This window comes from Methylorubrum populi (genome assembly GCF_002355515.1).
Classification (GTDB): Bacteria; Pseudomonadota; Alphaproteobacteria; order Rhizobiales; family Beijerinckiaceae; genus Methylobacterium; species Methylobacterium populi_A.
Genome location: NZ_AP014809.1, coordinates 2,950,432 through 2,974,975, shown reverse-complemented (window position 1 = coordinate 2,974,975; position 24,544 = coordinate 2,950,432). Strand labels below are relative to the sequence as shown.

At 69.6% G+C, this 24,544-nt stretch carries 26 protein-coding genes; 8 read left to right on the top strand and 18 right to left on the bottom strand.

Going from position 1 to position 24,544, the window contains the following annotated elements:
* Nucleotides 1-2: 2 nt before the first annotated feature.
* The 9 genes from MPPM_RS13600 to MPPM_RS13560 all read right to left on the bottom strand — a co-directional run bounded on the left by MPPM_RS13600 (nt 3) and on the right by MPPM_RS13560 (nt 9,219).
* Nucleotides 3-833 (bottom strand): chromate resistance protein ChrB domain-containing protein, encoded by an 831-nt coding sequence (locus MPPM_RS13600; RefSeq protein ID WP_063110992.1) that lies wholly within the window; start codon nt 831-833, stop codon nt 3-5.
* Nucleotides 834-938: 105 nt separating this feature from the next.
* Nucleotides 939-1,148, bottom strand: coding sequence for a DUF1289 domain-containing protein (locus MPPM_RS13595; protein WP_063110993.1), 210 nt, complete (start codon nt 1,146-1,148; stop codon nt 939-941).
* A 39-nt stretch (nt 1,149-1,187) separates the two neighbouring features.
* On the bottom strand, nt 1,188-1,565 hold the full coding sequence (locus MPPM_RS13590) for a hypothetical protein (RefSeq protein WP_063110994.1): 378 nt from the start codon (nt 1,563-1,565) through the stop codon (nt 1,188-1,190).
* 16 nt (nt 1,566-1,581) lie between these two features.
* Nucleotides 1,582-4,695, bottom strand: a complete 3,114-nt coding sequence (locus tag MPPM_RS13585) for an efflux RND transporter permease subunit (protein ID WP_063110995.1) — start codon at nt 4,693-4,695, stop codon at nt 1,582-1,584.
* An 8-nt stretch (nt 4,696-4,703) separates the two neighbouring features.
* Complete coding sequence (locus MPPM_RS13580) at nt 4,704-6,425, bottom strand: efflux RND transporter periplasmic adaptor subunit (RefSeq protein ID WP_096485518.1); 1,722 nt, start codon at nt 6,423-6,425, stop codon at nt 4,704-4,706.
* A gap of 55 nt (nt 6,426-6,480) precedes the next feature.
* On the bottom strand, nt 6,481-6,918 hold the full coding sequence (locus MPPM_RS13575) for a hypothetical protein (RefSeq protein ID WP_063111024.1): 438 nt from the start codon (nt 6,916-6,918) through the stop codon (nt 6,481-6,483).
* Nucleotides 6,919-7,023: 105 nt separating this feature from the next.
* Nucleotides 7,024-7,554: an MFS transporter gene (locus tag MPPM_RS13570; protein WP_244573306.1), complete on the bottom strand. Its 531-nt coding sequence runs from the start codon at nt 7,552-7,554 to the stop codon at nt 7,024-7,026.
* Between the two features lie 96 nt (nt 7,555-7,650).
* Nucleotides 7,651-8,232: a hypothetical protein gene (locus tag MPPM_RS13565; RefSeq protein WP_157914188.1), complete on the bottom strand. Its 582-nt coding sequence runs from the start codon at nt 8,230-8,232 to the stop codon at nt 7,651-7,653.
* A gap of 642 nt (nt 8,233-8,874) precedes the next feature.
* A complete protein-coding gene (locus MPPM_RS13560; RefSeq protein WP_063110998.1) occupies nt 8,875-9,219 on the bottom strand; it encodes a helix-turn-helix domain-containing protein in 345 nt (114 codons plus the stop codon).
* Nucleotides 9,220-9,270: 51 nt separating this feature from the next.
* Between MPPM_RS13560 and MPPM_RS13555 the strand changes: the two genes are divergently transcribed.
* The 8 genes from MPPM_RS13555 to MPPM_RS13520 all read left to right on the top strand — a co-directional run bounded on the left by MPPM_RS13555 (nt 9,271) and on the right by MPPM_RS13520 (nt 14,966).
* The gene (locus MPPM_RS13555) at nt 9,271-10,005 is read left to right on the top strand and encodes an 8-oxoguanine DNA glycosylase (protein WP_063110999.1); all 735 of its coding nucleotides are present in this window, start codon (nt 9,271-9,273) and stop codon (nt 10,003-10,005) included.
* A 119-nt stretch (nt 10,006-10,124) separates the two neighbouring features.
* Entirely contained in the window at nt 10,125-10,469 is a 345-nt protein-coding gene (locus MPPM_RS13550) for a hypothetical protein (protein WP_009866860.1), read from the top strand.
* A gap of 161 nt (nt 10,470-10,630) precedes the next feature.
* Nucleotides 10,631-11,653: a PfkB family carbohydrate kinase gene (locus MPPM_RS13545; protein WP_244573305.1), complete on the top strand. Its 1,023-nt coding sequence runs from the start codon at nt 10,631-10,633 to the stop codon at nt 11,651-11,653.
* On the top strand, nt 11,650-12,282 hold the full coding sequence (locus tag MPPM_RS13540) for a 7-cyano-7-deazaguanine synthase (protein ID WP_063111001.1): 633 nt from the start codon (nt 11,650-11,652) through the stop codon (nt 12,280-12,282). The genes MPPM_RS13545 and MPPM_RS13540 overlap by 4 nt, the downstream gene beginning before the upstream one ends.
* A gap of 102 nt (nt 12,283-12,384) precedes the next feature.
* Entirely contained in the window at nt 12,385-12,630 is a 246-nt protein-coding gene (locus tag MPPM_RS13535) for a hypothetical protein (protein WP_244573304.1), read from the top strand.
* Complete coding sequence (locus MPPM_RS13530) at nt 12,627-13,808, top strand: hypothetical protein (RefSeq protein WP_063111003.1); 1,182 nt, start codon at nt 12,627-12,629, stop codon at nt 13,806-13,808. The genes MPPM_RS13535 and MPPM_RS13530 overlap by 4 nt, the downstream gene beginning before the upstream one ends.
* An 18-nt stretch (nt 13,809-13,826) precedes the next feature.
* A complete protein-coding gene (locus tag MPPM_RS13525; protein WP_244573303.1) occupies nt 13,827-14,615 on the top strand; it encodes an FRG domain-containing protein in 789 nt (262 codons plus the stop codon).
* A gap of 9 nt (nt 14,616-14,624) precedes the next feature.
* Entirely contained in the window at nt 14,625-14,966 is a 342-nt protein-coding gene (locus MPPM_RS13520) for a pPIWI-associating nuclease domain-containing protein (RefSeq protein WP_096485517.1), read from the top strand.
* A gap of 654 nt (nt 14,967-15,620) precedes the next feature.
* Here MPPM_RS13520 and gyrB read toward each other — a convergent pair.
* The 9 genes from gyrB to MPPM_RS13480 all read right to left on the bottom strand — a co-directional run bounded on the left by gyrB (nt 15,621) and on the right by MPPM_RS13480 (nt 24,087).
* The gene (gene gyrB, locus MPPM_RS13515) at nt 15,621-18,068 is read right to left on the bottom strand and encodes a DNA topoisomerase (ATP-hydrolyzing) subunit B (RefSeq protein ID WP_096485516.1); all 2,448 of its coding nucleotides are present in this window, start codon (nt 18,066-18,068) and stop codon (nt 15,621-15,623) included.
* A gap of 338 nt (nt 18,069-18,406) precedes the next feature.
* A complete protein-coding gene (locus MPPM_RS13510) occupies nt 18,407-19,051 on the bottom strand; it encodes an MBL fold metallo-hydrolase (protein WP_096485515.1) in 645 nt (214 codons plus the stop codon).
* A gap of 74 nt (nt 19,052-19,125) precedes the next feature.
* Nucleotides 19,126-19,530 (bottom strand): acyl-CoA thioesterase, encoded by a 405-nt coding sequence (locus MPPM_RS13505; protein ID WP_096485514.1) that lies wholly within the window; start codon nt 19,528-19,530, stop codon nt 19,126-19,128.
* 88 nt (nt 19,531-19,618) lie between these two features.
* The gene (locus MPPM_RS28530) at nt 19,619-19,762 is read right to left on the bottom strand and encodes a hypothetical protein (RefSeq protein ID WP_173807914.1); all 144 of its coding nucleotides are present in this window, start codon (nt 19,760-19,762) and stop codon (nt 19,619-19,621) included.
* Between the two features lie 408 nt (nt 19,763-20,170).
* On the bottom strand, nt 20,171-20,425 hold the full coding sequence (locus MPPM_RS13500; RefSeq protein ID WP_096485513.1) for a hypothetical protein: 255 nt from the start codon (nt 20,423-20,425) through the stop codon (nt 20,171-20,173).
* Between the two features lie 101 nt (nt 20,426-20,526).
* Nucleotides 20,527-21,584, bottom strand: a protein-coding gene (locus MPPM_RS13495; protein ID WP_173807913.1) for an IS630 family transposase whose coding sequence is annotated in 2 segments (ribosomal slippage) — nt 20,527-21,092 and nt 21,092-21,584 — 1,059 coding nt in all. Because the reading frame shifts where the segments join, the coding sequence is not laid out codon by codon here.
* Between the two features lie 282 nt (nt 21,585-21,866).
* On the bottom strand, nt 21,867-22,148 hold the full coding sequence (locus MPPM_RS13490; protein WP_096485511.1) for a hypothetical protein: 282 nt from the start codon (nt 22,146-22,148) through the stop codon (nt 21,867-21,869).
* 126 nt (nt 22,149-22,274) lie between these two features.
* A complete protein-coding gene (locus tag MPPM_RS13485; RefSeq protein ID WP_096485510.1) occupies nt 22,275-22,460 on the bottom strand; it encodes a YegP family protein in 186 nt (61 codons plus the stop codon).
* Nucleotides 22,461-22,554: 94 nt separating this feature from the next.
* Nucleotides 22,555-24,087, bottom strand: coding sequence for a DEAD/DEAH box helicase (locus MPPM_RS13480; protein WP_096485509.1), 1,533 nt, complete (start codon nt 24,085-24,087; stop codon nt 22,555-22,557).
* Nucleotides 24,088-24,544 lie beyond the last annotated feature (457 nt).

Here is a 24,544-nt window from a genome sequence, read left to right as displayed (position 1 = left end):
GGTCACGCCTTCCCCTTGGTGCGGTCGCCGTCCCAGGAATGGCGCTCACCCGTTGCGTCCCGGCACCAGCGATAGAAGGCGTCGTAGAGGACCATGCCGGCGTCGAGTTGCGCGAGGTCGTCCCCGTAGATGCGCGAGAGCCCCAGCGAGGCCGCGAGCAATCCTGCCGCTTCCGGGGCGAGATCCGGCCGACCGGTGTCGGCCCCGCGCACCAGGGTCGCGAGATGCAGGAGTGGCGGCGTCGCGAGGCCGAGTTCCCGTACCATGACGTCGAAGGTGCAGAGCTCGCCTCGGTGGCTCCAGAAGGTGCTCGGGTCGTCGATGTCGAAGGGCGCCGCCTCGAACCTCTCGGCGACGCCGGTGACCTCGCCGGGCGGCACGAACAGGAACACCGCCTCCGGATCGACGAAGCGGCGTATAAGCCAGGGGCAGGCGATGCGGTCGACCTTGGGCCGGGCCCGCGTGACCCAGACGGTTCGGCCCTGCTCGTCTCGGTTGGGGATCTTGCGGGCTTGCACCATGGGCAGTTCGGCGGCCGCCCAGTCCGCGATGCCGCCCTGGAGGGCCTCGGCCTCGACGCCGGCGCTGCGCAGCCAGGCGGCGACCCCATGGCTGTTGCGACGGCCGTCCTCGCAGACGACCACGACGGACCTGCCGCGCAGGGCCGGGGCCCACTCGGCGACCTTCTCCGCCGACCGTGGCATGGAGCCGGGCACGTGGCGCTGGTCGACGAGGAATTCCCCGTAGGTGCGCACGTCGACGACGGCCGGGCAGCCGGGGGTGCCGATCAGGCGCGCGAGTTTTTCGACGGTAATGGTGTTGGGCACGGGCATGACGCGTCCTTGCATCGAATGCAGTCGGGACGCGATTCTTCAGCCGAAGCCTCGTCGGGGGATCGCTCCCCGATGGGTCCATACATCCCGCCGGCACGCTCCCTGTCAAGCGTCCCCGAGGTCGGATCGGGCCTGTTCCCGTGTGTCGGACAGCTGCGCGATCCGACGGGGAAGATCGCGCGCGAGGGCAGTGCGCCGGTAGGGCGTCATCTTCCTCCACGCGCGGATCTCGGGGACGGTGCGCCCGCAGCCCAGGCACCAGCCGGTTCGTCCGTCCCATTGGCAGACCCCGATGCAGGGGTCGTCCTTTTTCATGGCCGGCCCTCTGATCGCCTGGATGCGTGCGCCGGTAGTTCAGCGCTCAACGTGACGCACCTGGATCTTGCGCCCGTCCGCGGTACGTGCCGAGACCACCACCTTGTCGCCCGATGCGAGCGGCTTCGTCAGCGCGCCGGCGAGCTTGGCCCCGCCCGCCGGGGCGAGGTCGACCGTCTCGGTCTTGCCGCCCGACAGGATGGTGGCCTTGCCGGTCGCCCCCTTTGCCGAAACCGGCTTGCCGTCCTCGTCGCTGAGGTGGAGCGCGATCTCGGTCGGGGTGTCGACGAACTCGGCGTGGCCGCCCGCGACGTCGACGAGCTCGCCGCCGTTCGGGCCCTTGTGAGAATGCCCTTGCGCGTTGGCGGCGACCGGCAGCGCCAGGACGAGGGCGAGCGCGAGGATGCTGGGCTTCATGGTGTCTCCTTCGGGGTCAGTAGAGTTCGGCGGGCTTGAGCCCGCCCACCTGTCCCGCCCGGAGCCGCTCAAGGGCGCGCCGACCGAAGGCGAGGAACAGGATCGGGGTCAGGACGGCGTCGAGCAGCGTGGCGCTGACGAGGCCGCCCAGGATGGTCACCGCGACGGGGTGCAGGATCTCTCGACCCGGCTCGCCGGCGCCGAGCACCAGCGGCAGCAGGGCGAGCCCGGCCGAGAGCGCGGTCATCAGCACCGGCGTCAGCCGCTCCAGCGACCCGCGCACGACCAGCGCCGGCCCGAACGCCTCGCCCTCGTGGATGGCGAGGTTGAGGTAATGCGAGATCTTGAGGATGCCGTTGCGGGCGGTGATGCCGGCCAGCGTCACGAAGCCGACCATCGAGGCGACCGAGAGCGGCTGCTCGGCAAGCCACAGGGCCGCCACCGAACCCACCAGGGCGAGCGGGATGCTGGCCATGATGATGCCGGCGAGCGCGAGCGAGCGGTAGCGGCCGTAGAGAACGGTGAGGATCAGCGCGAGCGCCACCAGCGAGAGCAGGCCGATGCGGGTCGCGGCCTCCTCCTGCGCCTGGAACGAGCCCTCCAGGCCGGCCCGATAGCCCGGCGGCCAGCGGGTCTCGTCGATGGCGCGCCGCACGTCGGCGACCACGGCGGCGAGGTCGCGCCGCTTGTCGGTGTTGCCGAAGACCGCGATCCGCCGCTGGGCGTTCTCGCGCATGACCTGGTTCGGCCCGTCGGTCTCCGAGACCTCGGCGACCCGGCGTAGCGGGATGCGCCCGGCCGGCGAGGCGATGAGCAGGTCGCTTAAGCCCGTGGTCGAGCGGTCCTCGTCCCCGAGCCGGATGACCACGTCGAAGCGGCGATTGCCCTCGACGATCTGCGAGACGGTGCGCCCGTTGCTCAGCGTCGCCAGGGCGTCGGTCACCCCCGCCGGGGTCAGGCCGTAGAGGGCCGCCCGTTCGTGGTCGACGTCGACCCGGAGCTGCGGGATGCGCACCTGCTTCTCGACCTGGAGGTCCGCCATGCCCGGGATCTTCGCGAGCCGGTCGCGCAGGTCCTCGGCAAGGCTCCGCAGGGTGTCGAGGTCGTCTCCGTATATCTTGACCGCGACCTCGGCCCGGATGCCGGACAGCATGTGGTCGAGCCGGTGCGAGATCGGCTGGCCGACGTTCAGCACCGCCGGCAGCACGCCGAGGCGCTCGCGGAGGTCGGCGAGGATGGCCTCCTTCGGCCGGCCGGGCTTCAGGTCGACGTCGATCTCGGACGAGTGGACGCCCTCGGCATGCTCGTCCATCTCGGCCCGGCCGGTGCGGCGTCCGACCGAGGTCACCTCGGGCACCTCGCGGATGAGGCGTTCGGCGACGAGGCCGAGGCGGTGGCTCTCGGCGAGCGAGATGCCGGGGTTGTAGGCGAGGCCGAGCGCGAGGCTGCCCTCGTTGAAGGGCGGCAGGAACGCCCGCGGCAGGTTGGTGGCCGCCACGCCCGCGACGACGACCGCCGCGCCGGTGACCCCGACCACAAGCCAGCGATGTCGGAAAGCCCATCCCAGGAGGGCGGCGTTGCCGCGCTTGAGCAGCCGGACCAGCCAGGTGTCGTCATGGTGCCCGCCGCCGTCCTGGCTAAGCAGGTAGGAGGCCAGGACCGGCGTCAGGGTGACCGAGACGACGAGGCTCGCCAGGATCGAGACGATGTAGGCGATGCCGAGCGGGGCGAAGAGGCGGCCCTCGATGCCCGACAGCGCGAAGAGTGGCACGAAGACGAGGCAGACGATCAGGGTCGCATAGACGATGCCCGAGCGCACCTCCTGGCTCGCCGCCGCGACCACCTCAAGCACCGGCCGGGGCTCGGGCCGCTCCCGGTTCTCGCGCAGCCGCCGGATGATGTTCTCGACATCGACCACTGCGTCGTCGACGAGCTCGCCGATGGCGATGGCCAGACCCCCGAGCGTCATGGTGTTCACCGTCAGGCCTAGTGCCTGGAAGACGACGACCGTGACGAGCACCGAAACCGGGATCGCCGTGAGCGATATCAGGGTCGCCCGGACGTTCATCAGGAACAGGACCAGCACCCCGGCGACGACGGCGGCGGCCTCCAGCAGCACCCGCCTCACGTTGCCGATGGAGGTCTCGATGAAGGTCGCCTGACGGAATTGGATGTTGTCGGCCTTCGCGCCTGCCGGCAGCGACTTCTGGATGGAAACAAGCGTCGCCTCGATGCGCCGCGTCAGGTCGACGGTGTCGGCGCCGGGTTGCTTCTGGATGGAGACGATGACGGCGGGTCGACCGTTGTAGCCGGCGTCGCCGCGCTTGACCGCTGGGGCGAAGGCGACGTCGGCGACCTGGCGCAGGAGGACCGGCTGGCCGTCGCGGTAGGTCACCACGGTGCCGCGCAGGTCGTCGAGGCGCTTGGTCAGGCCGACGTTGCGGATGAGATACTCGCGTCCGTGAAGGTCGACGAAGCCCCCGCCGGAATTGGTGCCGAAGCGGGAGACCGCGGCCTCGACCTGCTCCGGGGTTACGTCGAGGGCCTGCATCGAGGCCGGGTTCGGGCTGACCCGGTACTGCCGGACCTCGCCGCCGATGGGGATGACCTGGGCGACGCCGGACAGGCTGAGGAGTTGCGGCCGGATGACGAAGTCGGCGAGCTCGCGCACCTCCATCGACGGCAGCGTCTCCGATGTGAGGGCCACCAGGAGGATCTCGCCCATGATCGAGGTGACCGGCCCCATGTGGGGGACCGCGCCGCGCGGGAGGGTCTCGCGCACGACGGCGAGCTTCTCGGCTACCAACTGCCGGCTGCGGTACACGTCGGTCGACCAGTCGAACTCGACGTAGACGATGGACAGGCCGACGCCGGAGACCGAACGGACGCGGGTCACCCCCGGCATGCCGTTCATGGCGGCTTCGATGGGATAGGTGACGGTCTGCTCGACCTCCGGGGGCGCCAAGCCTTCGGCCTCGGTCATGAGGGTGACCATCGGCCGGTTGAGGTCGGGCAGGACGTCGACGGGCAGCCGCGGCAGCACGAAGGCGCCGTAGGCGACGAGGAGCACGGCGGCGGCGAGGACGAAGAGCCGGTTGCGCAGGCTGGCGCGGACGAGGGTGCCGAACATGGTTCGCCTCACCGGATCTGGTTGATCAAGTCGGCGCCGCGCACGACGACGCGCTCGCCCTCCTTCACGCCGGCCCGCACCACGACGCGGTTGGCGTCGACCGGCTCGACCCGGACCTGGCGCGGCTCGAACCGCTCGGGCGCGGCGTGGCGCCAGACCATGGCCTCCCCGCCGGTCCCGCGCACGACGGCGTTGCGCGGTAGGACGATGCCGGTCGCGCTGGTCCCGGTCGCGGCTAGCACCGTCACCGGCTGCCCCACCCGCAGGTTGCCGGGCGGATCGACCACCGCGAACTGGAGAACGGTCGCCTGCTGTTGCAGGGCGCGGCTGACGCCCTTGTGCTCCAGCCTCAGGGTGGCGCCGTCGACGGTCAGCGCCGTCGCTCCCGCGCCTGTCGGTGCGTCCTCGTAGGACAGCGCCTCGACCCAGAGGCTGCCGGGATGGACGACCTGAAACAGGACGTCCTGCGGCTGCACGACCTGGCCGGCGACGACCCGGGTCGAGGCGATGACGCCGTCGGCCGGCGCCGTCAGGGTCTCCGGCGTGGTTCGGATGTCGCTGACGGCGGCACGGCGCCGGCGCATGCCCTCAAGCTCGATCTCCAGGTCGGAAACCGAGATGGCCGTGCCGGCGCCGGAGGCGACGAGCTTCCGGGCCCGGGCCAGCCGTGCCTCGGCCAGGCCGATCTGCTGCTCGATCTCGCCGACCTTCTCGACGACGATGGCCTGGTCGGCCTGGATGATCGGACGCTCGACCCGGGCGAGCACCTCACCCTTGCGCACGGCCTGACCGAGGCGGGGCATGCCGGCCTCCGGGGCGATGACCCGGCCGCCGCCGATGCTCTGCACCAGCCCGCCGCGGTTCGGGTCGGGAATGACCTTGCCGATGAGGCGGGTCGCGCCGGCGACCTCGCTCGGCCGGGCGGTCGTGGTGCGAACCTCCAGGATGCGCTGCGAGGGCTTGGGTACGAAGACCGAGCCGTCGGGCAGGCGCTGCGGGTTGTTCGAACCCGGCGTCGCGGTGGGGGCGTCGTGGTCGTGGTCCTCGCCGCCATGGGCGAAGGCGGTGCCCGTCAGGGCGACGACGAGGACGGCGCCGGCCACGAAGGCGGCCGGCCGCATCCGGCGGCTGCGCAGGGCTAGACCGACGGCCAACCCGACCGCGAAGACGGCGAGCGCCCAGGCCCGACCCGGCTCGGGCCGGCCGAACCGCTCCTTGAGGTGCGTGAGGAACGGCAGGCCGGCATGCGCGTGTCCCGCTCCCGCGTCGGCCGCCGGGCGAGCCGGCTCGGCCACCACCAAGGTCCCGATCAGCAGGTCCTCGCCGTCCGGGCCGGCGACTTGGACGACGAGGTCGTTCGAGCCGGGCTCCGCGAGGTGGGGCGAGGAGACGGCGTAGGTCCCGTCGGCGTTCGGGGCGGCCGGCAAGGCCTCGCCCTCGACGGTCACGGACACGGTCGCGCCGGTCACCGGCTCGTTGTCCTCGGACCGGTCGACGTGGAGCGTCAGGCGGTCGCCCTTGAGGGTGCCGACCACCTGATAGAGGTCGGATTGCATGGCGACGCGGGGCGTGCCCTGCGCGGCGACGGTGGCCGGTGCCGGTCCGTGGCTGTGGTCGTCGCCCCCGCCGGCGAGCGCGGGCACGGCAAGGCAGGTGGCCAGGATCAGCATGGCCAGCCCGGCGGCACGGCCTCGCGGCCGCCCGGGGGCGTCGTTCTTGAAGTGAATCACGGTCGGGGTCCTGTCGAACGGGCACGGCCTTGCGGCGCCCGTCAGGACGCCGCGCTCACGCGTTCGGAAGGGACCTGGGAGGTCGTCTTGGGCCGTTCGGGTCCACCCCGACGGGATGCGTCGATTCCCGAGACGGGAGGATCGCGCCCGGAGATCCGGTCACGGCGGCGACGGTGTCGGCGGAGAGCAGCGCGACCGGATGGGCCAGGCCGCAGCAATCCGCCTTTTTGTGCTGGTGGTCCTGCGCGTCGTCCAGCGGCGGGAAGTCCGGCCACGCGCCGGCCTCGTCCGAGACGACCTTGGCAACGACGTGCGAGTGTACCGTGCCGTCGCCGTGCATATGGCTGTGCTCGGGCCCGGCGTGTTCCAGGTGCTCGACGGGACCGCCGAAGGCATTCGCCGGCACCGCCGCGACGCTGACCGCGAGCGCCATCACCGCCAGCAGCATCAGGCTGGTCGCGATCCGGCGCATCAGGGTCGGCGTCAGTTTCACCAAGCGGTCTCCGAATGCGAAACCTAGCATCCGCGGGGCGCCGTGACCAAGCGGCATGGCAGCACGGATGCCATGGGGGGCCATGACCGGGGCCTGAACGGGCGCTCATCCCGGGCGCCCCGACGGCCAATGGTGGTGGAGGTCGTCGATGACGTAGGCGTGGGCATGGCGACGACCGTGCGCCGCCGCCAGGTGCGGGTGGGCCGCATCGAGCTCGGGGTGGGCGTGCTCGACCGCCTCGGGGTCGTCCGAGGGCCAGAGCAGCACGGCAGCGGCGGTCGCCGCCAGCGTGACGGCGCCGAGCGCGGCCAGCGTGGCGGGCATCCCGACCGTCGCCCCTAGCCAGCCGGCCAGCGGATAGGTCACGAGCCAGGCGGCGTGGGAGAGCGCGAATTGCGCGGCGAATACGGCCGGCCGGTCCTCGGCGGACGCGGAGCGCCGGAGCAGGCGGCCCGTCGGGGTCTGGGCCGCCGAGTAGCCGATGCCGAGCACGAGCCACGTCGCCAGCAGGGCGGCCCAGCCGATGCCGTTGCCCCACGACTCCCCGGCGAACCCGATCAGCACGAGGCCGAGCAGGGCGGAGGAAGGGATCATCACGGCGCGGTCGGCCAGCCGGTCGAGGACCCGCGGCAGCACCGGCTGCGTTCGACGCCGTCAGGGCGCTGTTCGCGGGCTACCGGACCGACGGCGGCGAGCGGGTCGTGCTGATCCAGAGCTTCAACCGGCGCCGGGTCATTTTCCCCGACCGGCTTCACCCTGCTGCATTCGGCAGACACCTACCGGAGGGTCGACGAGGTCGGCCTGACCCTCGACGACCGGCTCGCCGCGATGCTCGTCGGGACCAGCCTGAGGTTCCTCAGCTTCCACGCCATCCGACAGGTGCTCGACCTCAGCGCCTACTTCGCCGAGGCGACCGTACCGGAGTTGCGTGCCTTCGCGCGCACTGATGGCATCCACGTCGTCGACGTGGAGGTCTTCGTCGCGATGGCGGATACCTGGGTCCGGAAGAAGGTGACGCTGATCGGCCGGAGCGGAATCCTCGCGGCCGTCAGTTCCGCAGAGATCCAGAGGGCCGCACTGGAATTCGGGATCGAGGTCCAAACGGTCCATGCGAACGGCCGGGAAGCGGTGACGCTCCCCGGGGTGAAGGCCGAGCTCAAGGTGCTCTTGAAGTTCCTCGATGAGATTCGAGCGCGTGGTCTCCTTGCGCTGCGTGGTCTCGTCGACGGAGGCGGCCGCGCCGATCGGACGCGCGCTGTAGCCGGCCGCGGAGACGGCTGCGGCGAGCGCGTGCAGGTTGGCCGTGCCGCGCACGCTTGCCTGCTCGGTCGCGGCCTTCGCCGTGGCCGCGGTGGCGCATGGCACCGTCTGGAGCGCGCTCGACGCGTCCGACGCGCGATGCGCAGGTCATGCCCTCGACCTTGCTTCGGGCCCGTTCGACACGGCCGACGCAGGACGCGCATCTCATGCCCTCGACGGGCCGGTTGATTGTCGTTCCCGCGGACTTCCTGGGCCTGGCCTGAGTGCCCGCTCCGTCCGCGTGGCCGGCGCGCTTCCGTCGCCGGCGTGACGGCGGTCGGGCCCGGCAAGCGACCGTTCGTGCGGACGTCGTCGGCCGCGTGGGGGCCGGGTATGGCTTCGTGCCGGCCGCGAGCCCCGGTGGACCGGGGGGGCCGGGGACCGACGCCGAAACGCGGCCTGCACGGCTCTGCGCCGAAGCTCTGGCGGCGTTCCTCTCGCACTGGCCCGACGCCGGTTCAGCAGCCGGGCCGGCGCCGCTTTCCCGAGGCGGCATAGGTGCGTAACGCCGCGTGCTCGGAGCCGCGCCGGCGGCCGACACGTCGGCGCTCGCCGCCCGGCTGCAGACCAGGCACGGCCGCCCGCAAACGGCCGTTGACCGCACTGGACGACCCTGGAGCGTGCTCCGTCGTGAACGCCAAAAGCCCTGGATCGCTGTCAAGCTCGGTCAGAATATTCATTTTCATTCACAAGCATCAGCGCCGCGTCGATCACGTCGCGGAAGGCTGGCGAGCGTTCGCAGGCCGCGAGGAGACGCCGCGTCCACGCTTCCGAAGGGTGGGCGACGCCCGCGGGCCGCGCGGCGAGATAGGACCGTATCGACGCCTCCAGTTCCGGGCGGGGCCTCTGCTGACCGCGCAAGAGCTTGGAAATGTTGGCCTGGCTGGAGCCCAGCGTGCGGGCGAGCGCCTCCTGGCTCAGGCCGTCCTCGCGCCGGGCTCGTTCCAGCGCCGCCGCGATGGCGGCGCGCTCGCCGCCTGATCCGATCTTGCGTCCCCTCATGCTTTGAATGAAAATGAATATTCGGGGACGGCGTCAAGGGGAATCACGACTATGCTGCTCGAAGCGGACGGCCACCCGACGGCTGCACGGCGTTCGCCGCCTGATCCGGATGCCGAGATCGTGCCCGGGGTGCGCTGGGGGCGGCCCGAGTGGGTGCCGAGTGCCGCGTTCTGGGCGGACATGGTCAGCCGCGCCAGCGAGCAGTCCGACGGGTTCGTCAACCGCGACGGGTCCCTGCAGGAGGAGGTCGGGTTTTGCCTGCTCGGCGGCTACGGCATCACGGCTGAGGTCAACCATGCGGTTCACGACCGGTTGATGGAGGCCGGCGTGTTCGTGCCGGGACGCCGCCCGGCCGAGGGGGATCTCGAAGCTCTCCTGCTGCAGCCGGTCCTGCTCGGCGGCCGCCCGGTCCGCTACCGCTTCCCGCACCAGCGGGCCCGCCGGCTCGCGGTCGCGTTGGGGATGATCGAGGATGACCCGCCGCCGACCGACGACGCCTTGGCATTCCGGCGCCACCTCATGCGGATTCCGGGCATCGGGCCGAAGACCGCATCCTGGATCACGCGCAACTGGCTGGGCAGCGACGAGGTTGCGATCCTGGATATCCACATCATCCGGGCCGGTCTCCTGATCGGCCTCTTTGACCGGTCGATGCGGGTGCCGCGCGACTACGAGGCGCTGGAGCGGCGCTTCCTGGAGTTCTGCGGGGCGCTCGGCGCCAGGCCGTCCCTGCTCGACGCGGTGATGTGGCGGGCGATGAGGAATATCGGCCGGGGCCCTGTTTGACGGCGGCCGGGAAAAGAGGCCACTGTCGTCTAGGTTCGCGCCCAGGGATCGCGATGTCAGGCGGTAGCAAGTCCAGCACACGCAGGGGCCCGCGTCTGGGGCCGGGTACGTCGTCACCCGTGTCGCCTTCGGGGCGGGAGGGCCAGGGCGGTGGCGCAGGGCTCGGTGGGGGCGCGGACCCTTGCAACCTGCGCTACGACACCGACCTGACGGGGGTGCGGGCCCCTGCGGTGGTGACGGTCCGCGAGCGGGATGTCCTCGACGTGACCTTGCACCGGGAGGATCCCTTCGAGACGGCCGTGTGCCGCACGCGGCCCGCGGCCGACATCGTCGGCTCGCTCGCGGGCATGGAGGGCTTGGACCAACTCCTCGGCTGCCTGCGCGCCGGACATCTGTACGAGGCCCGCGTCATCGAGGTCGATCGCACCCGCTGTCGCGTCTTGGTCGAGCGGGTGACGCGTTGATCGTCGCCGGCGGCTGCTACCTCGAAATTTGTGCCGTCCCGCGTTGGAGGCGCCTCTTCGGGTCCGGAGGGCGGGCCGCCGCATCGGTCGGCCGGCTCTCGCCCGGAACCGAACTCCATACCTATGCCCACCGGGGGTGGGTCTCGGACGTCCGGAGCTCGATGCACGCGTTCGGTGTGGGCGCGACCGTCCAACCCATCGACGAGAGAATCTCGTTCTCCTACTTCCATCCCCTCTCGCCAGCGTTGCTCGAACCGGCCGTACCCGCTGCGCAACCTGTCCTGACCGTGTCCGGCGACGTGGTGCTGCGGTTCGGTTTCGTGGAAGGCGACGCCGTTGTTTCCGCGCGGCGCGCCGTCCACGATCCGCAGACCGGCCATGCGGCGAGCCCGTTCCGCGCCAACGGCTCCCGGGCCGAGCGGCTCGCCGTCGTGCTGAACCAGGGCGAGGCGGAGGCCGCGACCGGCGCGGCGGGCGACGACGTGGGCGCCGCGCTTCTCGCCGCGCACGACGCCGAGACCGTCGTGGTCAAGCGCGGGTGCGAGGGCGCGCGCGTGTTCCGGGTCGGGGGCGTGCCGGCCGACATCCCGGCATACCGCTCGGAGCGCGTATTCAAGATCGGGTCGGGCGACGTGTTCAGCGCGGCCTTCGCGCACCATTGGGGCGAGCGCGGGCTGGACGCCGTCGACGCCGCGGACCTGGCCTCACGCAGCGTCGCGCACTTCGTCGACTACCACGCGCTGCCCCTGCCCCCCGCCGCCGAGCTCGCGTCCCAGTCCGCCCTGCCCGCTGGCCGGCGTCCGGGCCTGGTCTACCTGGCGGGACCCTTCTTCGATCTCGCGCAGCGTTGGCTCGTCGAGGAGGCGCTCGAACGGCTCCAGGCACTGGGCGCGCCGGTGTTCTCCCCCTTGCACGAGGTCGGTACGGGCCGTCCGGCCCAGGAAACCGCGGCCGCCGATCTCGAAGGCCTGGACCGCTGCGCCGCGCTGCTCGCGCTGCTCGACGGCGCCGATCCGGGCACCCTGTTCGAGGTCGGGTACGCGCGCGCCCGGGGCAAGCCCGTCGTCGTCCTTGCCGAGCGCCTCGACGACCCGAACCTGACGATGCTCGTCGGCACCGGCTGCCGGGTCGCTCGCGACCTCACATCCGCGCTCTACCAGGCGGCCTGGGCCGCCATGGAATGAGGGCGCTCCTGCTCTCGGGCGGCCTCGACTCGGCGGCCATCGCCGCCTGGCAGAGGCCGGACGTCTGCCTCACGGTCGATTACGGACAGAGGCCGGCCAAGGGCGAGATCGCCGCGGCGGCCTCGGTCGCGCGCGAGCTCGGACTTCGCCACGAGGTCGCGCGGGTCGACCTGTCGGCCCTTGGCCTTGGCCCGCTCGCGGGGCGCGCGGCCTCGGATCTGGCGCGCGCGCCCGAGTGGTGGCCTTACCGCAACCAGATGCTGGTGACGCTCGCCGGCATGCGGTTCGTGGCCGAGGGACTGACCGAGATCCTGCTCGGGGCGATCAGGACGGATGTCCATGCCGACGGTCGCGCTCCCTTCCTGCGGACCGTCGACCGGCTGATGCACCTGCAGGAGGGAGGGGTCCGGGTCATGGCCCCCGCGCGCCACCTTTCGGCCCTGGAGCTTGTCAGGCGGTCGGGGATCCCCCGTTCACTCCTGGGCGCCACCTTCTCCTGCCATGTCATGGAATACGCCTGCGGTCGGTGCCGTGGCTGCGAGAAGCACCAGGAAACGCTGGCGCGCATCGATGGCGGCCGGGCCCGCGCCGGCACCGCGGCCCGGGCGTCCGCGGCGACGGGAGGTTGAGTCATGTCGGGAGGACCCCCGGGCCGGCGAGGGCGGGCTCCGCGGCGATTGCAGCAGTCCGGCGACGGTTGCGACCTCCACCTCACCGTCGACTTGATAGGGGTGCGTCGTGAGGCGGCGGACCGGGTACGCGCGGGCGACGACCTGCGGATCGAGCTTGTCCACGAGGGGGCCGCGGTCGGCGCGATCTGCCGGAACGGCGAGGGCGCCGTGGTGGGCGCCCTCGCCGCGTTCCCGGGTCTGACGCGGCTTCTCGACTGCCTCGCGCGGGAGGTGCCCTTCGTCGCCCATGTCGAGGAGGTCTCGTCGACGCGGTGCGTGGTGACGGTGTCGAGGACCGACCCATGATCATCGTGGGCGGCAGTTACCGGGAGGTCTGCGCTTACCCGGAATGGGACCGAATTTACGGTTCCGGTGGCCGGGCCGCCGTGGCCGTGAGCGGGCTCTCGCCGGGCTCCGTGCTGCACACCTACGCCTACTCGGGTTGGGCGGCGGACGTACGCGCGACCATGGCGTCGTTCGGCGTCCGTGCCGAAGTGGTCGAGATCGAGAAGGAACTCGTCTTCGAGTACTACCATCCCCTGAGCAAGGAGCCCGTGCCCAAGGCGTCGGCCGGTCTGCCCCGCATCACGGTCTCCGGGGAGGTCGTGCTGAGCTTCGGGATGCTGGAGGGGCCGGCCACGGTCGTGGCCGGCCGGGCCGTCCACGACCCGCAGTCGGACAGTCCCGAGGCGGCCTTCTCGGCGTCGGGATCGCGGGCGGGCGAGCTGGCATACGTGGTGAGGGACTACATGCTCGCTGCGGCGGATCCGTCGCAGGAGGCGATGGATGTGGCGACACGCATCATGGCCGATGAGGGCGCCTCGGTCGTCGTCGCCCGCCACGCCATCGGCGGCGCCAGCGTCTATGTCGGTGACACGAAGCCGCGGCTGGTTCCGGCCTACATATCGGACACGTGGTTCAAGATCGGCTCCGGCGACGTGTTCTGCGCCGCCTTCGCGCACTACTGGGGCGAGCGCCGGTTCGACCCCGTCGAGGCCGCCGACCTGGCATCGCGCAGCGTCGCCCATTTCAACGACGGTCATCGCCTGCCTCTCCCGGCGCCGCATGCCTTGAGCGCTCTCGTGCCGCAGCCGGACACGGCGCATGGGGGGCGGGTCTTTCTTTCGGGACCGGCGGCGACGCTGCCTCAACGCTGGCTCCTCGACCAGGCACGGTGGTGGCTTCTTGATCTCGGGAGCGAGGTGTTCTCGCCGTTCCATGAGTACGGCGAGCGGCTTGCCGCGAGCGCCGGTCCCGCGCTCGCCGGGCTGAGGGCCTGCACGGCTGTCCTCGCGCTTGCGGATGGCGGCGACCCGGGAACGAGCGCCGTCATCGGGCACGCCCGGGCCGTCGGGGTTCCGGTGGTCGTCCTGGCGGAAGCGGTGGCTGCGACGGACCTCGCGGTGCACGCGGGCATGTCGTGCGAGATCGCCCGCGACTTCACGACCGCCCTGTACCGCGCGCACCTGGCCGGAATGCGCTGACCCGACCGGACATCGTCGATGAGACCTCCGACCCGCCCCCCTCCCAAACCGATCCGTGGCGTCTCGGCGGAGCCGGTCCAGCCGCGTGGCCCGGCTTCGGCCGCGGACACCGTGGAGCGTCTCAAGTCGGCGCAGGAGACCTGGCAATCCTTCCAGGACTTCCTGGACCGGCGCATGCACTCGCGCTGGGTCTTTCGGGGCTGCGCGTCCCGCGAATTCCTATGTGTGCCGAGCGCGGGCCGCACGCCGAACCACGACCCGCTGTTCGAGGAGCACCTGTTCCGCGCCTTCAAGCGCGAGGCACGGTTGCACGTCTCGCTGCCGGGGGCGACCGATTGGGACTGGCTGGCCCTGGGGCAGCATTTCGGGCTGCCGACGCGCCTCCTGGACTGGACGACCAACCCACTCGTCGCGTGCTTCTTCGCGGTCTCCAGCGACCCCTTGGACGCCGATGCCGTGATCTACGCCTATCCGGTGGACGACACGCTCGTCATAAATCCGGAGGGCGGACCGGGCCCGTTCGAGATCGACCGCGTGGGGTTCCTGCTCCCGACCACGACGGCCCCGAGGATCGCGAGCCAGCGCGGGTTGTTCTCCGTTCATCCCAGGCCCAGCGAACCCTGGATGCCGAGCGGACTGGCTGAAAACAGCTTCGTCATACCGCGAGGGGTCCGGTCGCGCTTCCAGCGCAAGCTCTTCAGCCTCGGCATCGATGCGGCCCATATCTGGGCTAGCCTTGAGGGCGTATGTCTCTCGCTGAGCTGGCAGTATCGGCAGCGTCTCGGCATTGGCGCCGCCGTGTTCTGAGGAGGTTGCATGCCGGGCCCTGACGCAGCAAGCACGGATGCGGCTGTCCTCCAGGCCGTCGCAACGGCCGTGCGAGAGATCGACCTGACCGGGACCGAAGCCTGGGGGGACCTGGGCGCGCTGTCGGCGCACACGCACGTCGACTCCGTCGAGGTCTTCGCCGACGAGATCAAGGTGCGTGCCGGCAGCTTCGAGGGCCCGATCAACGTCCATTGCACCCTGAATTACGGGGACGGCGCGGACGGCCTTACGGTATCGGAGACCTTTCCAGGACGGTTCGAGGGCAGCCTCTCCCCCGCGGGGCCGGTCATCCTACGGCTGAAGGTGGACACGAGCAGCTTCTACGCCTGAAACGGCCACGGGAACCGCAGGGGCGTATTTATGGTGACGGAGCGGAGGGATGAGTCCCCCTCTACGTCAGACACGACGGTGATGCGTACTTCCTGACCGAAGGCAGGCCGTTTGCACCTGACCTCGATTGCGGTCGAGTGTTCTATGAACCTGGCGAGGACTTCGGGATCATCAACGATCCGACGGACGGGCGCGACCCGCCGTTCAAGAGCGAGCCTGGCTCGTTGCGAAATGCTCGGCGACGGGTGAAGCCGAGAGGCCGATTTCCGGCCGACGTGCCTCCCGGTGGGCGTAGTTGGCGGGGCGCGGTGCATCCGGGGGATGCCGCGGCCGCGCCGTTACTCACCAAGCTTTGCTATTTTCCCTACGCGTAAGCGCCGGATTACCTTTAAGCAAAGACAGCCGACTGTCCGTGGATCTTCCGAACCAAGTGAAAACTCAAGCTGGCGTTGGCTTTCACGTCGGAAGTAGGCACTTGCGCCTGTCCCGTGCTATAACGAGCGCCACGGATGGCGCGCGCCCTTTTCGCCCTCGGTCTCGAACGCCAGCTGCCTGTTGAACGCACCAGGATGCCCGGGAAGAACACTTAATCGCTTTCATAGGTCAGCCTATTCGCTTTGAAAGGCAGCCTAATCACTTTCCCCCAGACGACGATCAGACGTCGAGATTGGCCACGCTCAGCGCGTTCTCCTGGATGAACTCGCGGCGCGGCTCGACGACGTCGCCCATCAGCTTGACGAACAGGTCGTCGGCATCGGTCGTGTCCTTGACCTTCACCTGCAGCAGCGAGCGCACGTCGCGGTCGAGAGTCGTCTCCCAGAGTTGTTGCGCGGTCATCTCGCCCAGGCCCTTGTAGCGCTGGAGCTGGAGCCCCTTGCGGCCGAACGCCATCACCGCCTCGAACAGGCCGACGGGACCGTAGAACTCGGTCTCGTCGCCCTTACGGGAGAGCGTCACCGGCTCCTCGTAGATCTCGCGCAGCGTCTCCGCCCGCTCGGCGAGCCGACGCGCCTCCTGCGAGGCAAGCAGCGTCGCGTCGAGGGTGGCGACCTGCTTCACGCTGCGCAGCGTCCGACTGAAGACGTAGCCGCCCTCCGAGGCCGCGCCCGTCCAGCCCTTCTCGATCTCGTCGGCAATCCGGTCGAGACGCTTGGCGGTGCGGTCGGCCAGAACCTCCGCCTCGCCGGGATTTTCGGCGACGTCCTTGGCGAAGGCGCCGGCCAAAACCGCCTGCTCGACGACGGCCCGGTCGTAACGGGTATGGAGGCCGTGCAGGATGCCGCGGAAGGCCCGGGCCTCCTCGACCAGCGTCTTGAGCTGGGCACCGCCGAACTCGGTGCCGGAGGCGAGCCGCAGTACCGCCCCCTCGACGCCCTGGTCGATCAGGTAATCCTCCAGCGCCCGCTCGTCCTTGAGGTAGAGGGCGCGCCGGCCGCGCTCGGCTTTGTAGAGCGGTGGCTGGGCGATGTAGAGGTGACCGCGCTCGATGATTTCCGGCATCTGTCGGAAGAAGAACGTCAGCAGCAGCGTGCGGATATGCGAGCCGTCAACGTCCGCATCGGTCATGATGATGATGCGGTGATAGCGCAGCTTGTCCGGGTTGAAGCCCTCGCGGTCGGTCGAGGAACGGCCGATGCCGGCCCCGAGCGCGGTGATCAGCGTGCCGATCTCGGCCGAGGACAGCATCCGGTCGGCGCGCACCCGCTCGACGTTCAGGATCTTTCCCCGCAGGGGCAACACGGCCTGGAAGGTGCGGTCACGGCCCTGCTTGGCCGAACCGCCGGCGGAATCGCCCTCCACCAGCAGCAACTCGCATTTCGACGGATCGCGCTCCTGGCAATCGGCGAGCTTGCCGGGCAGGGAGGCGATGTCGAGGGCGCCCTTGCGGGTGATGGTCTCGCGCGCCTTGCGCGCCGCCTCGCGGGCGGCGGCGGCGAGCACGACCTTGCCCATCACCGACTTGGCCTGGGCCGGGTTCTCTTCCAGCCAGGTCGAGAGCCCCTCGTTGAGGATGTTCTCGACCGCCGGGCGGACCTCGGAGGAGACGAGCTTGTCCTTGGTCTGCGAGGAGAATTTCGGGTCCGGCACCTGCACGGAGATGACGGCGGTCAGGCCCTCGCGGCAATCGTCGCCGGTGAGCGAGACCTTCTCCTTCTTGGCGATGCCCGAGGACTCGGCATAGCCCGTCAGCTGACGCGTCAGGGCGGCGCGGAAGCCCGCCATGTGGGTGCCGCCGTCGCGCTGCGGAATGTTGTTGGTGAAGGGCAGGACCGTCTCGTTGAACGAGTCGTTCCACCAGAACGCCACCTCGACGCGAATGCCGTCGCGCTCGCCGAGCACGGTCACGGGCTTGGCCATGCCCTCGACCGGCTTCCGCGAGCGGTCGAGATAGCGCACGAAGGCTTCGACGCCGCCCTCGTAGCAAAGCTCCTCTCGCTTGTGCTCGGCATGGCGCGCATCGGTGAGCACGATGCGCACGCCCGAGTTGAGGAAGGCGAGTTCACGCAGGCGCTTCTCCAGCGTCGCGTAGTCGAACTCCGTCATTGTGAAGGTTTCGGTGCTCGGCAGGAACGTCACCTCGGTGCCGCGCCGGTCGCCCGCGGGCCCCACCACCTCCAGCGGCGCCACCGCGTCGCCGTGGCGGAACTCCATGCGGTGCTCCTTGCCGCCGCGCCAGATCCGCAGCTTGAGGCTGGTGGAGAGCGCATTGACCACCGAGACGCCGACGCCGTGCAGGCCGCCCGAGACCTTGTAGGAATTCTGATCGAACTTACCGCCGGCATGGAGCTGGGTCATGATGACCTCGGCCGCCGAGACCCCCTCCTCCTTGTGGATGTCGGTCGGGATACCGCGGCCGTTGTCGGAGACCGTGCAGGAGCCGTCTGGATTGAGCGTCACGGTCACGAGATCGGCGTGGCCGGCAAGCGCCTCATCGATGGCGTTGTCCACCACCTCGTAGATCATGTGGTGGAGGCCGGAGCCGTCGTCGGTGTCGCCGATATACATGCCGGGACGCTTGCGCACGGCATCCAGGCCCTTCAGCACGCGGATCGATTCCGCGCCGTAGCTTTCGGCGTGTTCGGTGTTCGGGGAGTCAGCCATGAATTTCCTCGGGCAGGCGGCTCGGGAGCCCTTTTTCGAGCCCGGACGGGCCGGGCATGCCTGCTATCTCCGTCTCAATCCCATATAGGCGTTCTCCCCTGATTTTGCATCGCTTTTCGCGTCGGGAAAGCGCCGGTTGCCCCCTTTGTGGACCCTCGGCGTTAACGCCGCGTAAGGGCTACCGCCAACCCTTGCCGCGGGGACGCGAAACGCAAGACACTCTGTGTTCCGCAGGCACCGATGAGATCGGGCCTTTCGCCGGAGAGGCCTGAGCAGGCCTCTCCGGACGGCACGGAGCAGAATCTACCGAGTGGGTCGACGGCTCGCCCGAACCGCGCTCAGCCCTGCAAAAACGGGTTCGTCATCCGCTCCTGCCCCAGCGTCCCGGTCGGCCCGTGTCCGGGAATGAAGGCGACGTCGTCACCGAGCGGCAGGACCTTCTCCTTGATCATCCGGAGCAGTTGCTCGTGATTGCCACCGGGCAGATCGGTGCGGCCGATCGAGCCCTGGAACACCACGTCTCCGACCAGAGCGAAGCGGGCGTCGCGGCTCATGAACACGACGCTGCCGGGAGAATGGCCGGGGGCGTGCCAGATATCGAAGGTCAGCCCCCCTACGGTGACGGTGTCGCTCTCGTTGAGCCAGCGATCCGGCGTGACCGCGCGAGCGCCCTCGAGGCCGTAATTCGCGCCGGTTTCCGGCAGGGAGTCGAGCAGGAACTTGTCCGCCTCGTGCGGGCCCTCAACGGGGACGCCGAGGCGCTCCTTGAGTTCGGCAGCGCCGCCGGCATGGTCGATATGACCGTGGGTGAGCAGGATCTTCTCGACCTTCACGCCCTGCGAGCGGATCGCCGCCTCGATCCGCTCCAGATCGCCGCCGGGGTCGACCACGGCACCGACCTTCGTGGCATCGTCCCAGATCAGCGTGCAGTTCTGCTGGAACGGAGTGACCGGGATGATCGCGGCGCGGGGCGTGGCGGACATGCGGACTCGACAGGTTGAGACAGGCGTGTGCGGTTTTAAACCGTCGCAGAGGGAAGCGCCAATCTGCGGCGCCTTCAGCCCTCGGCCGGGATCGGGCGCGGCCGACCCACCTCGTCGATGGCAACGAAGGTGAAGGTCGCCTCGGTGACTTTCTCGCGGATCTGCGTCTGGAAGCGTCGGGCCCAGGCCTCGAGATGGATCTTCATCGAGGTGCGCCCGACATGCCCGATCCGGGTGTAGACGCACAGCACGTCGCCGACCCGCACGGGCCGGATGAAGGTCATCGCATCGACGGCCACGGTCACGACCCGCCCCTGCGCCCGCTCGACCCCGGCGATACCGCCGGCCTGATCCATCTGCGACAGCACCCAGCCGCCGAAGATGTCGCCGTTGGCATTGGTATCGGCGGGCATGGCGATGGTCCGCACCGTCAGGTCACCGATCGGATGATCGCCGCCCACATCGATCGCCTGTGTCATCGATCCCCCCTGCCATCGATTCGACGATGCTTCGGCCGACAGCCAAGCACGGCCACCGCCCCCGCGCCAGAGGCCGGAAACCGCTCCGTCAGGGCATCAGGCCGAGAAGCTCAAGTCCGGCGGCGAGGAAGATCGCTGCGGCGCAGACGAACAGCTCCAGGGGAATGTCCTGCCAGGACAGAGAGCAGGCGGTCGCAATCGCGCGCCGCTGCCGCGTCACGAGATCGATCATGGGGCGTCCTCCGGAGGGGACCGTCTCACGCGGACCCACTCACATGAGCACGATCCTACATCCGGCCGGCACTTTTCGAAACAGGGCTCTCGACACGACCCATTGCGCGACGAGGCCTACCGAGCGCGGTGCAGGGAAGCGGGTGCCCGAGAACGGTGGCGGCACTTGATCGAAGCCATGCTTCGGTTTGGCGCCGACAAGAACGAGTCGACCTTCAACGCCGCACCCGAGTGAGTTGCGCGCCGCCCGCCAAAAAAGGAAGGGCGCGTCATCCTTGCGATGAGCGCGCCCCAAGGTGGTTCCTGGTCTCGGGAAGGGAACTGCTTTCTGTATACGAGATGCAGCGTCCCACATCTGTCTCTCAACCGCAACACACAAAGATCAAACGAAGGTAATACAACGTGAAATTCAGAAGGACCGCGCAATTTTACTTTGCCGGCGTTCTAATGATCGCAGGACGAGCCGTCCGAACGGCGTTCCGCTTTTCCGACTGTCCCGGGAAACCTCCTGCAGGACAGCTTCCAGCGCGACCACGCGCTCGCTCGGCTTGCGATAGGCGCCTTCCAGCTCGTTGAGGGCTGTGTCGAGCCGATCCGCAACGGAACTGTCCGGAACAGCAGAGAGATGATCGACCTTGTGCAGGCAGCGGCTCACGGGCGTCATGAGACCCCGTTCTAGAGGATGCCGCTGTGAGGTCGAGCATCATTAGCCGACTGTGATCATTGGCCAGCATGCACCGGCCGACTGATACCAATCCTCATTGATCAGAACCCATGTGTCCATTGGCGTAGTCCGATGGACATGATGCGCCAGGGCTGGTCGATGAGCTTGTTCCAGGCGTCGCAGCAGTGATCGAGGATATCGGCGTAGGATTTGAAGATCCGGTTGCCGAGCCAGTTGTCGCGAAGGAACTGCCACAGGTTCTCGACGGGGTTGAGTTCGGGACTACGCGCCGGCAGCGGCAGAAGGGTGATGTTGTCGGGGACCGGCAGCTTCTTGGTCGTGTGCCAGCCGGCCTGATCGAGGAGGAGCACGGCGTGGGCACCGGGAGCCACGGTCCCTGAGATCTCTTCGAGGTGGTGGGCCATCGCCTCGGTGGTGCAGCGGGGCATGACCAAACCCGCGCCGACGCCCCGGGCCGGGCAGATCGCCCCGAAGATGTAGGCCGACTGTGTGCGCTGATCCTTTGGGGCTGAGGGGCGTGTCCCGCGCTTGGCCCAGCGCCGGGTCAGCGTGTTCTTCTGGCCGACACGGGCCTCGTCGCAGAACCAGACCTCTATCGGCTTGCCGCCGACAGCTTGCGCGATCTCCGCCAGACGGTCGGGGAAGTCTTTTTAAAAATGGCCGCGGCCTCCGGGTCCTGGGCGTGATGGCGCGGACGGGCCGAGAGCTTGCGGTAGCCCATCGCCCGCAAGACCCGGCTCAGGGTCTGCTCGGAAACCGACACGCCGTGATCCTCGGACAGGATCTGGGCCAGATCGCAGAGCCGCCAGCGTACCACGCCGTGAGCGGCGGGAACCGGCCCCTGTTCGACCAGCGCCTTGAGGACGTCCCGCTGATCGGCGTTCAGGCGCGGACGGGCCCCAGGGGCCTTGCCGTCGATCAGCCCGTCCGGGCCATCGGCGTTGAAGGCCAGGACCCAGTCGCGCACCGTCTGCAGCCCGACCCCGCCGATCTCGGCCGCCTCCGAGCGCGAGCCGCCCGCCGAGATCACCGACAGCGCCAGCAAGCGGCGGGTCTGGGCCGGATCGCGTGAACCCTTGGCCAGGGCACGTAAGGATCCGGCATCGAAGTCCGACCGCAGCGGTACGGGAGCGGCCATCGCATCCTCCTCAGGCCCCAAACCCGAGGACAGAATCACGGCCGAGACAGCGGCGCTACCCGTCGTGAGTCGCGCTCAACGAGGTCTGGTATGACGCGCGGGTTCGGCACGAATCACAAGCGTCGGAGTAGGCGCTACAACTGCGTTCTGGAAAGCGCCGGACAGGAGCGGGACCGCCGACGCACAAAAACGAAAAAGCCCGAAGCAGCGATGCTTCGGGCTTTTTCGTCAGATGGTCGAACGCGGAAGACCGGGGCCGATGCCCCCGCGCGGTTCTACGCCTCAGTAGTAGAAGCGGCGCGGCCCGTAGAAGCGACGCGGGCCATAGTACGGGCGGCGATAGTACGGACGACGGTAGAACGGGCGCGGGCCGTAGAAGCGGCGACCGTAATAGGGACGCGGACCCCAGCCGCGGCGATAGTACTGCGCTTTCTCGACGGTGGCGGGAGCGGTTTCGGTCATCAGCGCGGCCGACGGACCGACCGGAGCGGCCGAGGCACCCTGCGGCGCGACCGCGGCGAGGCCCAGGACCATCAGCGCGGCGATGAGAAGTTTCTTGAGCAAGTGGGCATTCCCTCTGCGGCAAACGCGATCGGACGCGCCGAGGCCGGCGCGCCGCGGAAGCGTGAACGCACGAAGGTCGGGAACGGTTGCGCAGGAAATTCGCGCCGCGCGGTCGGCCGAAGCGTATCAGGCGATCTTCGTCGTCATGTCGACGATAGAGGCCTCTCCGCTGCTCTTCACCAGCGCGATGCCGCGCTCGCAATCCTCGCGGCGCATGTAGCCCTCGCCGGAATCGGCGATCACGTTGCCGTTCTGGACGCGCAGGCGCCAGCGCCACTGCCCGCCCGCGTCACGATAAAGTTCGTAGCGCATCCCGCCTGTCTCCTGTCGGGCCGCGCTTCGAACAAGCACGGCGCGGGATAGAACGCATCCCGCGCCGAAAGGATCGCCTCAGACCTTCGCGCGATCAGGAGCGCGGCGCGCGGTCGAGCCAGCCGATGGCCCGCCCGCCCTCGCCCCCGCCGGAGCGCGCGGGGCGTCCGTCGCGGCGGCCGTCGTTCGGACGAGCGCCCTGAGGACGCGCACCCTGCGGGCGAACCTCACCCGCCCGCTCGGGGCGGCGCTGATCCTGCCGCTGACCATCGGGGCGCGGGGCCCCGGAGCGCTGGTCCTGACGGTGGCCCGGCTGACCGCCGGGACGGCCGCCGCGCGCCTCGTGACCGCGCGGCTCGCCACGGCCCTCGCCACCCTGGCCGCGACCGCCGCCCGGACGGCCCTGGCGATGACCGGGGCGACCCTGCGGCTGACGCGGCGGGCGGCGCGCCTCCTCGGCGGCGGTGTCCTGCGCCTCCTGACGGCTCGGCGGGACGAAGCCCTCGGGGAAGCCGGCGACCGGCACCTTCTGGCGCGTGGTCCGCTCGATATCGCGGAGATAGGCGCGCTCCTCGTCGTTGCAGAACGAGATCGCCTGACCTTCCGCCCCGGCGCGGGCCGTACGGCCGATGCGGTGGACGTAGCTCTCCGGCACGTTCGGCAGGTCGTAGTTCACGACGTGGGTGACACCCTCGACGTCGATGCCGCGCGCGGCGATGTCGGTGGCCACCAGCACGCGGCAGGAGCCGTCGCGGAAGGCGGCGAGCGCCCGCTCGCGTTGCGGTTGGCTCTTGTTGCCGTGGATCGCCGCGCCGACGATGCCGGCCTTGTCGAGGCCGCGCACGACCCGGTCCGCGCCGTGCTTGGTGCGGGTGAAGACGAGCACGCGCTCGATCTTCGGATCACGCAGAATGTGGTTGAGCAGGGCCTGCTTGGCGCCGGTATGGCAGAAGATGACCTGCTGCTCGACGCGCTCGGCGGTGGTCGCCACCGGGGTCACCGCCACCTGCACCGGATTGGTCAGGTACTGGTCGGCGAGGCCGGCGATGTTCTTCGGCATGGTGGCCGAGAAGAACAGGCTCTGGCGGCGCGCCGGCAGCATCTTCACGATCCGCTTGAGCGCGTGGATGAAGCCGAGGTCGAGCATCTGGTCGGCCTCGTCGAGGACGAGGATCTCGACGCCGTCCAGCGTCAGCGCCCGGCGGTCGACGAGATCGATGAGCCGGCCCGGCGTGGCGACGAGGATATCGACGCCCGGCGCGATCGCCCGCTCCTGGCGGTTGATGTTCACGCCGCCGAAGACGACGGTGTTGGTGTAGGGCAGATGCCGGCCGTAGTCGGAGAAGCTCTCGGCGATCTGGCTCGCGAGTTCGCGGGTCGGCGAGAGCACCAGCACGCGGCAGCCGCGGCGCGGGGCGCGGCGGTTCTCGAGCGACAGGCGATGCAGGATCGGCAGAGCGAAGGCGGCGGTCTTGCCGGTGCCGGTCTGGGCGATGCCGCAGAGGTCGCGGCCCTCCATCGCCGGCGGAACCGCCTGCGCCTGGATTGGGGTCGGCGTGACGTAGCCGGCCTCTTCCAGCGCGCGGAGCACGGGCTGAGCGAGGCCGAAATCAGTGAATTGGGTCAAGTCGGTACTTTCAAGGCAGCGGAACCCGCGATCCGGCGCCACGCGCTCGGAGAATTAGTGAGGTCCGTCGGTCCGGGAGGCTGCCCGCGTGATGGGGCGGCCTAGGGTGCATGCACGTTGAAGAGAGGGGCCGGGGCGCGACCCGGGAAAGGCGCGAACCGTCACGCAGCCCCCTCAAGCGACCCCGTGTGGCCGCTGACGCTGCAGCTGCGATATGCGACGTTGCACCTGCGAAGTCAATGCGAGAGCCGCACGCCCTCTCGCATTCGACCAAAGCGGCACGCTCCGTTCACGCACCATCGACGGAGCTTGCTGAAGCTCGCCGGCCTACCGGACGGTCACAATCTCGAATCGACAGTCAGTTGCGACCATAGGCTACGCAGCGAGCATGTTTCGCTACGATCGTAAATGACTCTTATAGATTAAAACAAATGATCTACGTCAAAAATCAACAATA

Coding starts and splice junctions, on each gene's coding strand:
- MPPM_RS13600 (WP_063110992.1), bottom strand. CDS start 833: ATGCCCGTGCCCAACACCATTACCGTCGAAAAACTCGCGCGCCTGATC.
- MPPM_RS13595 (WP_063110993.1), bottom strand. CDS start 1,148: ATGAAAAAGGACGACCCCTGCATCGGGGTCTGCCAATGGGACGGACGA.
- MPPM_RS13590 (WP_063110994.1), bottom strand. CDS start 1,565: ATGAAGCCCAGCATCCTCGCGCTCGCCCTCGTCCTGGCGCTGCCGGTC.
- MPPM_RS13585 (WP_063110995.1), bottom strand. CDS start 4,695: ATGTTCGGCACCCTCGTCCGCGCCAGCCTGCGCAACCGGCTCTTCGTC.
- MPPM_RS13560 (WP_063110998.1), bottom strand. CDS start 9,219: ATGAGGGGACGCAAGATCGGATCAGGCGGCGAGCGCGCCGCCATCGCG.
- MPPM_RS13555 (WP_063110999.1), top strand. CDS start 9,271: ATGCTGCTCGAAGCGGACGGCCACCCGACGGCTGCACGGCGTTCGCCG.
- MPPM_RS13545 (WP_244573305.1), top strand. CDS start 10,631: ATGCACGCGTTCGGTGTGGGCGCGACCGTCCAACCCATCGACGAGAGA.
- MPPM_RS13540 (WP_063111001.1), top strand. CDS start 11,650: ATGAGGGCGCTCCTGCTCTCGGGCGGCCTCGACTCGGCGGCCATCGCC.
- MPPM_RS13530 (WP_063111003.1), top strand. CDS start 12,627: ATGATCATCGTGGGCGGCAGTTACCGGGAGGTCTGCGCTTACCCGGAA.
- MPPM_RS13525 (WP_244573303.1), top strand. CDS start 13,827: ATGAGACCTCCGACCCGCCCCCCTCCCAAACCGATCCGTGGCGTCTCG.
- MPPM_RS13520 (WP_096485517.1), top strand. CDS start 14,625: ATGCCGGGCCCTGACGCAGCAAGCACGGATGCGGCTGTCCTCCAGGCC.
- gyrB (WP_096485516.1), bottom strand. CDS start 18,068: ATGGCTGACTCCCCGAACACCGAACACGCCGAAAGCTACGGCGCGGAA.
- MPPM_RS13510 (WP_096485515.1), bottom strand. CDS start 19,051: ATGTCCGCCACGCCCCGCGCCGCGATCATCCCGGTCACTCCGTTCCAG.
- MPPM_RS13505 (WP_096485514.1), bottom strand. CDS start 19,530: ATGACACAGGCGATCGATGTGGGCGGCGATCATCCGATCGGTGACCTG.
- MPPM_RS28530 (WP_173807914.1), bottom strand. CDS start 19,762: ATGATCGATCTCGTGACGCGGCAGCGGCGCGCGATTGCGACCGCCTGC.
- MPPM_RS13500 (WP_096485513.1), bottom strand. CDS start 20,425: ATGACGCCCGTGAGCCGCTGCCTGCACAAGGTCGATCATCTCTCTGCT.
- MPPM_RS13485 (WP_096485510.1), bottom strand. CDS start 22,460: ATGCGCTACGAACTTTATCGTGACGCGGGCGGGCAGTGGCGCTGGCGC.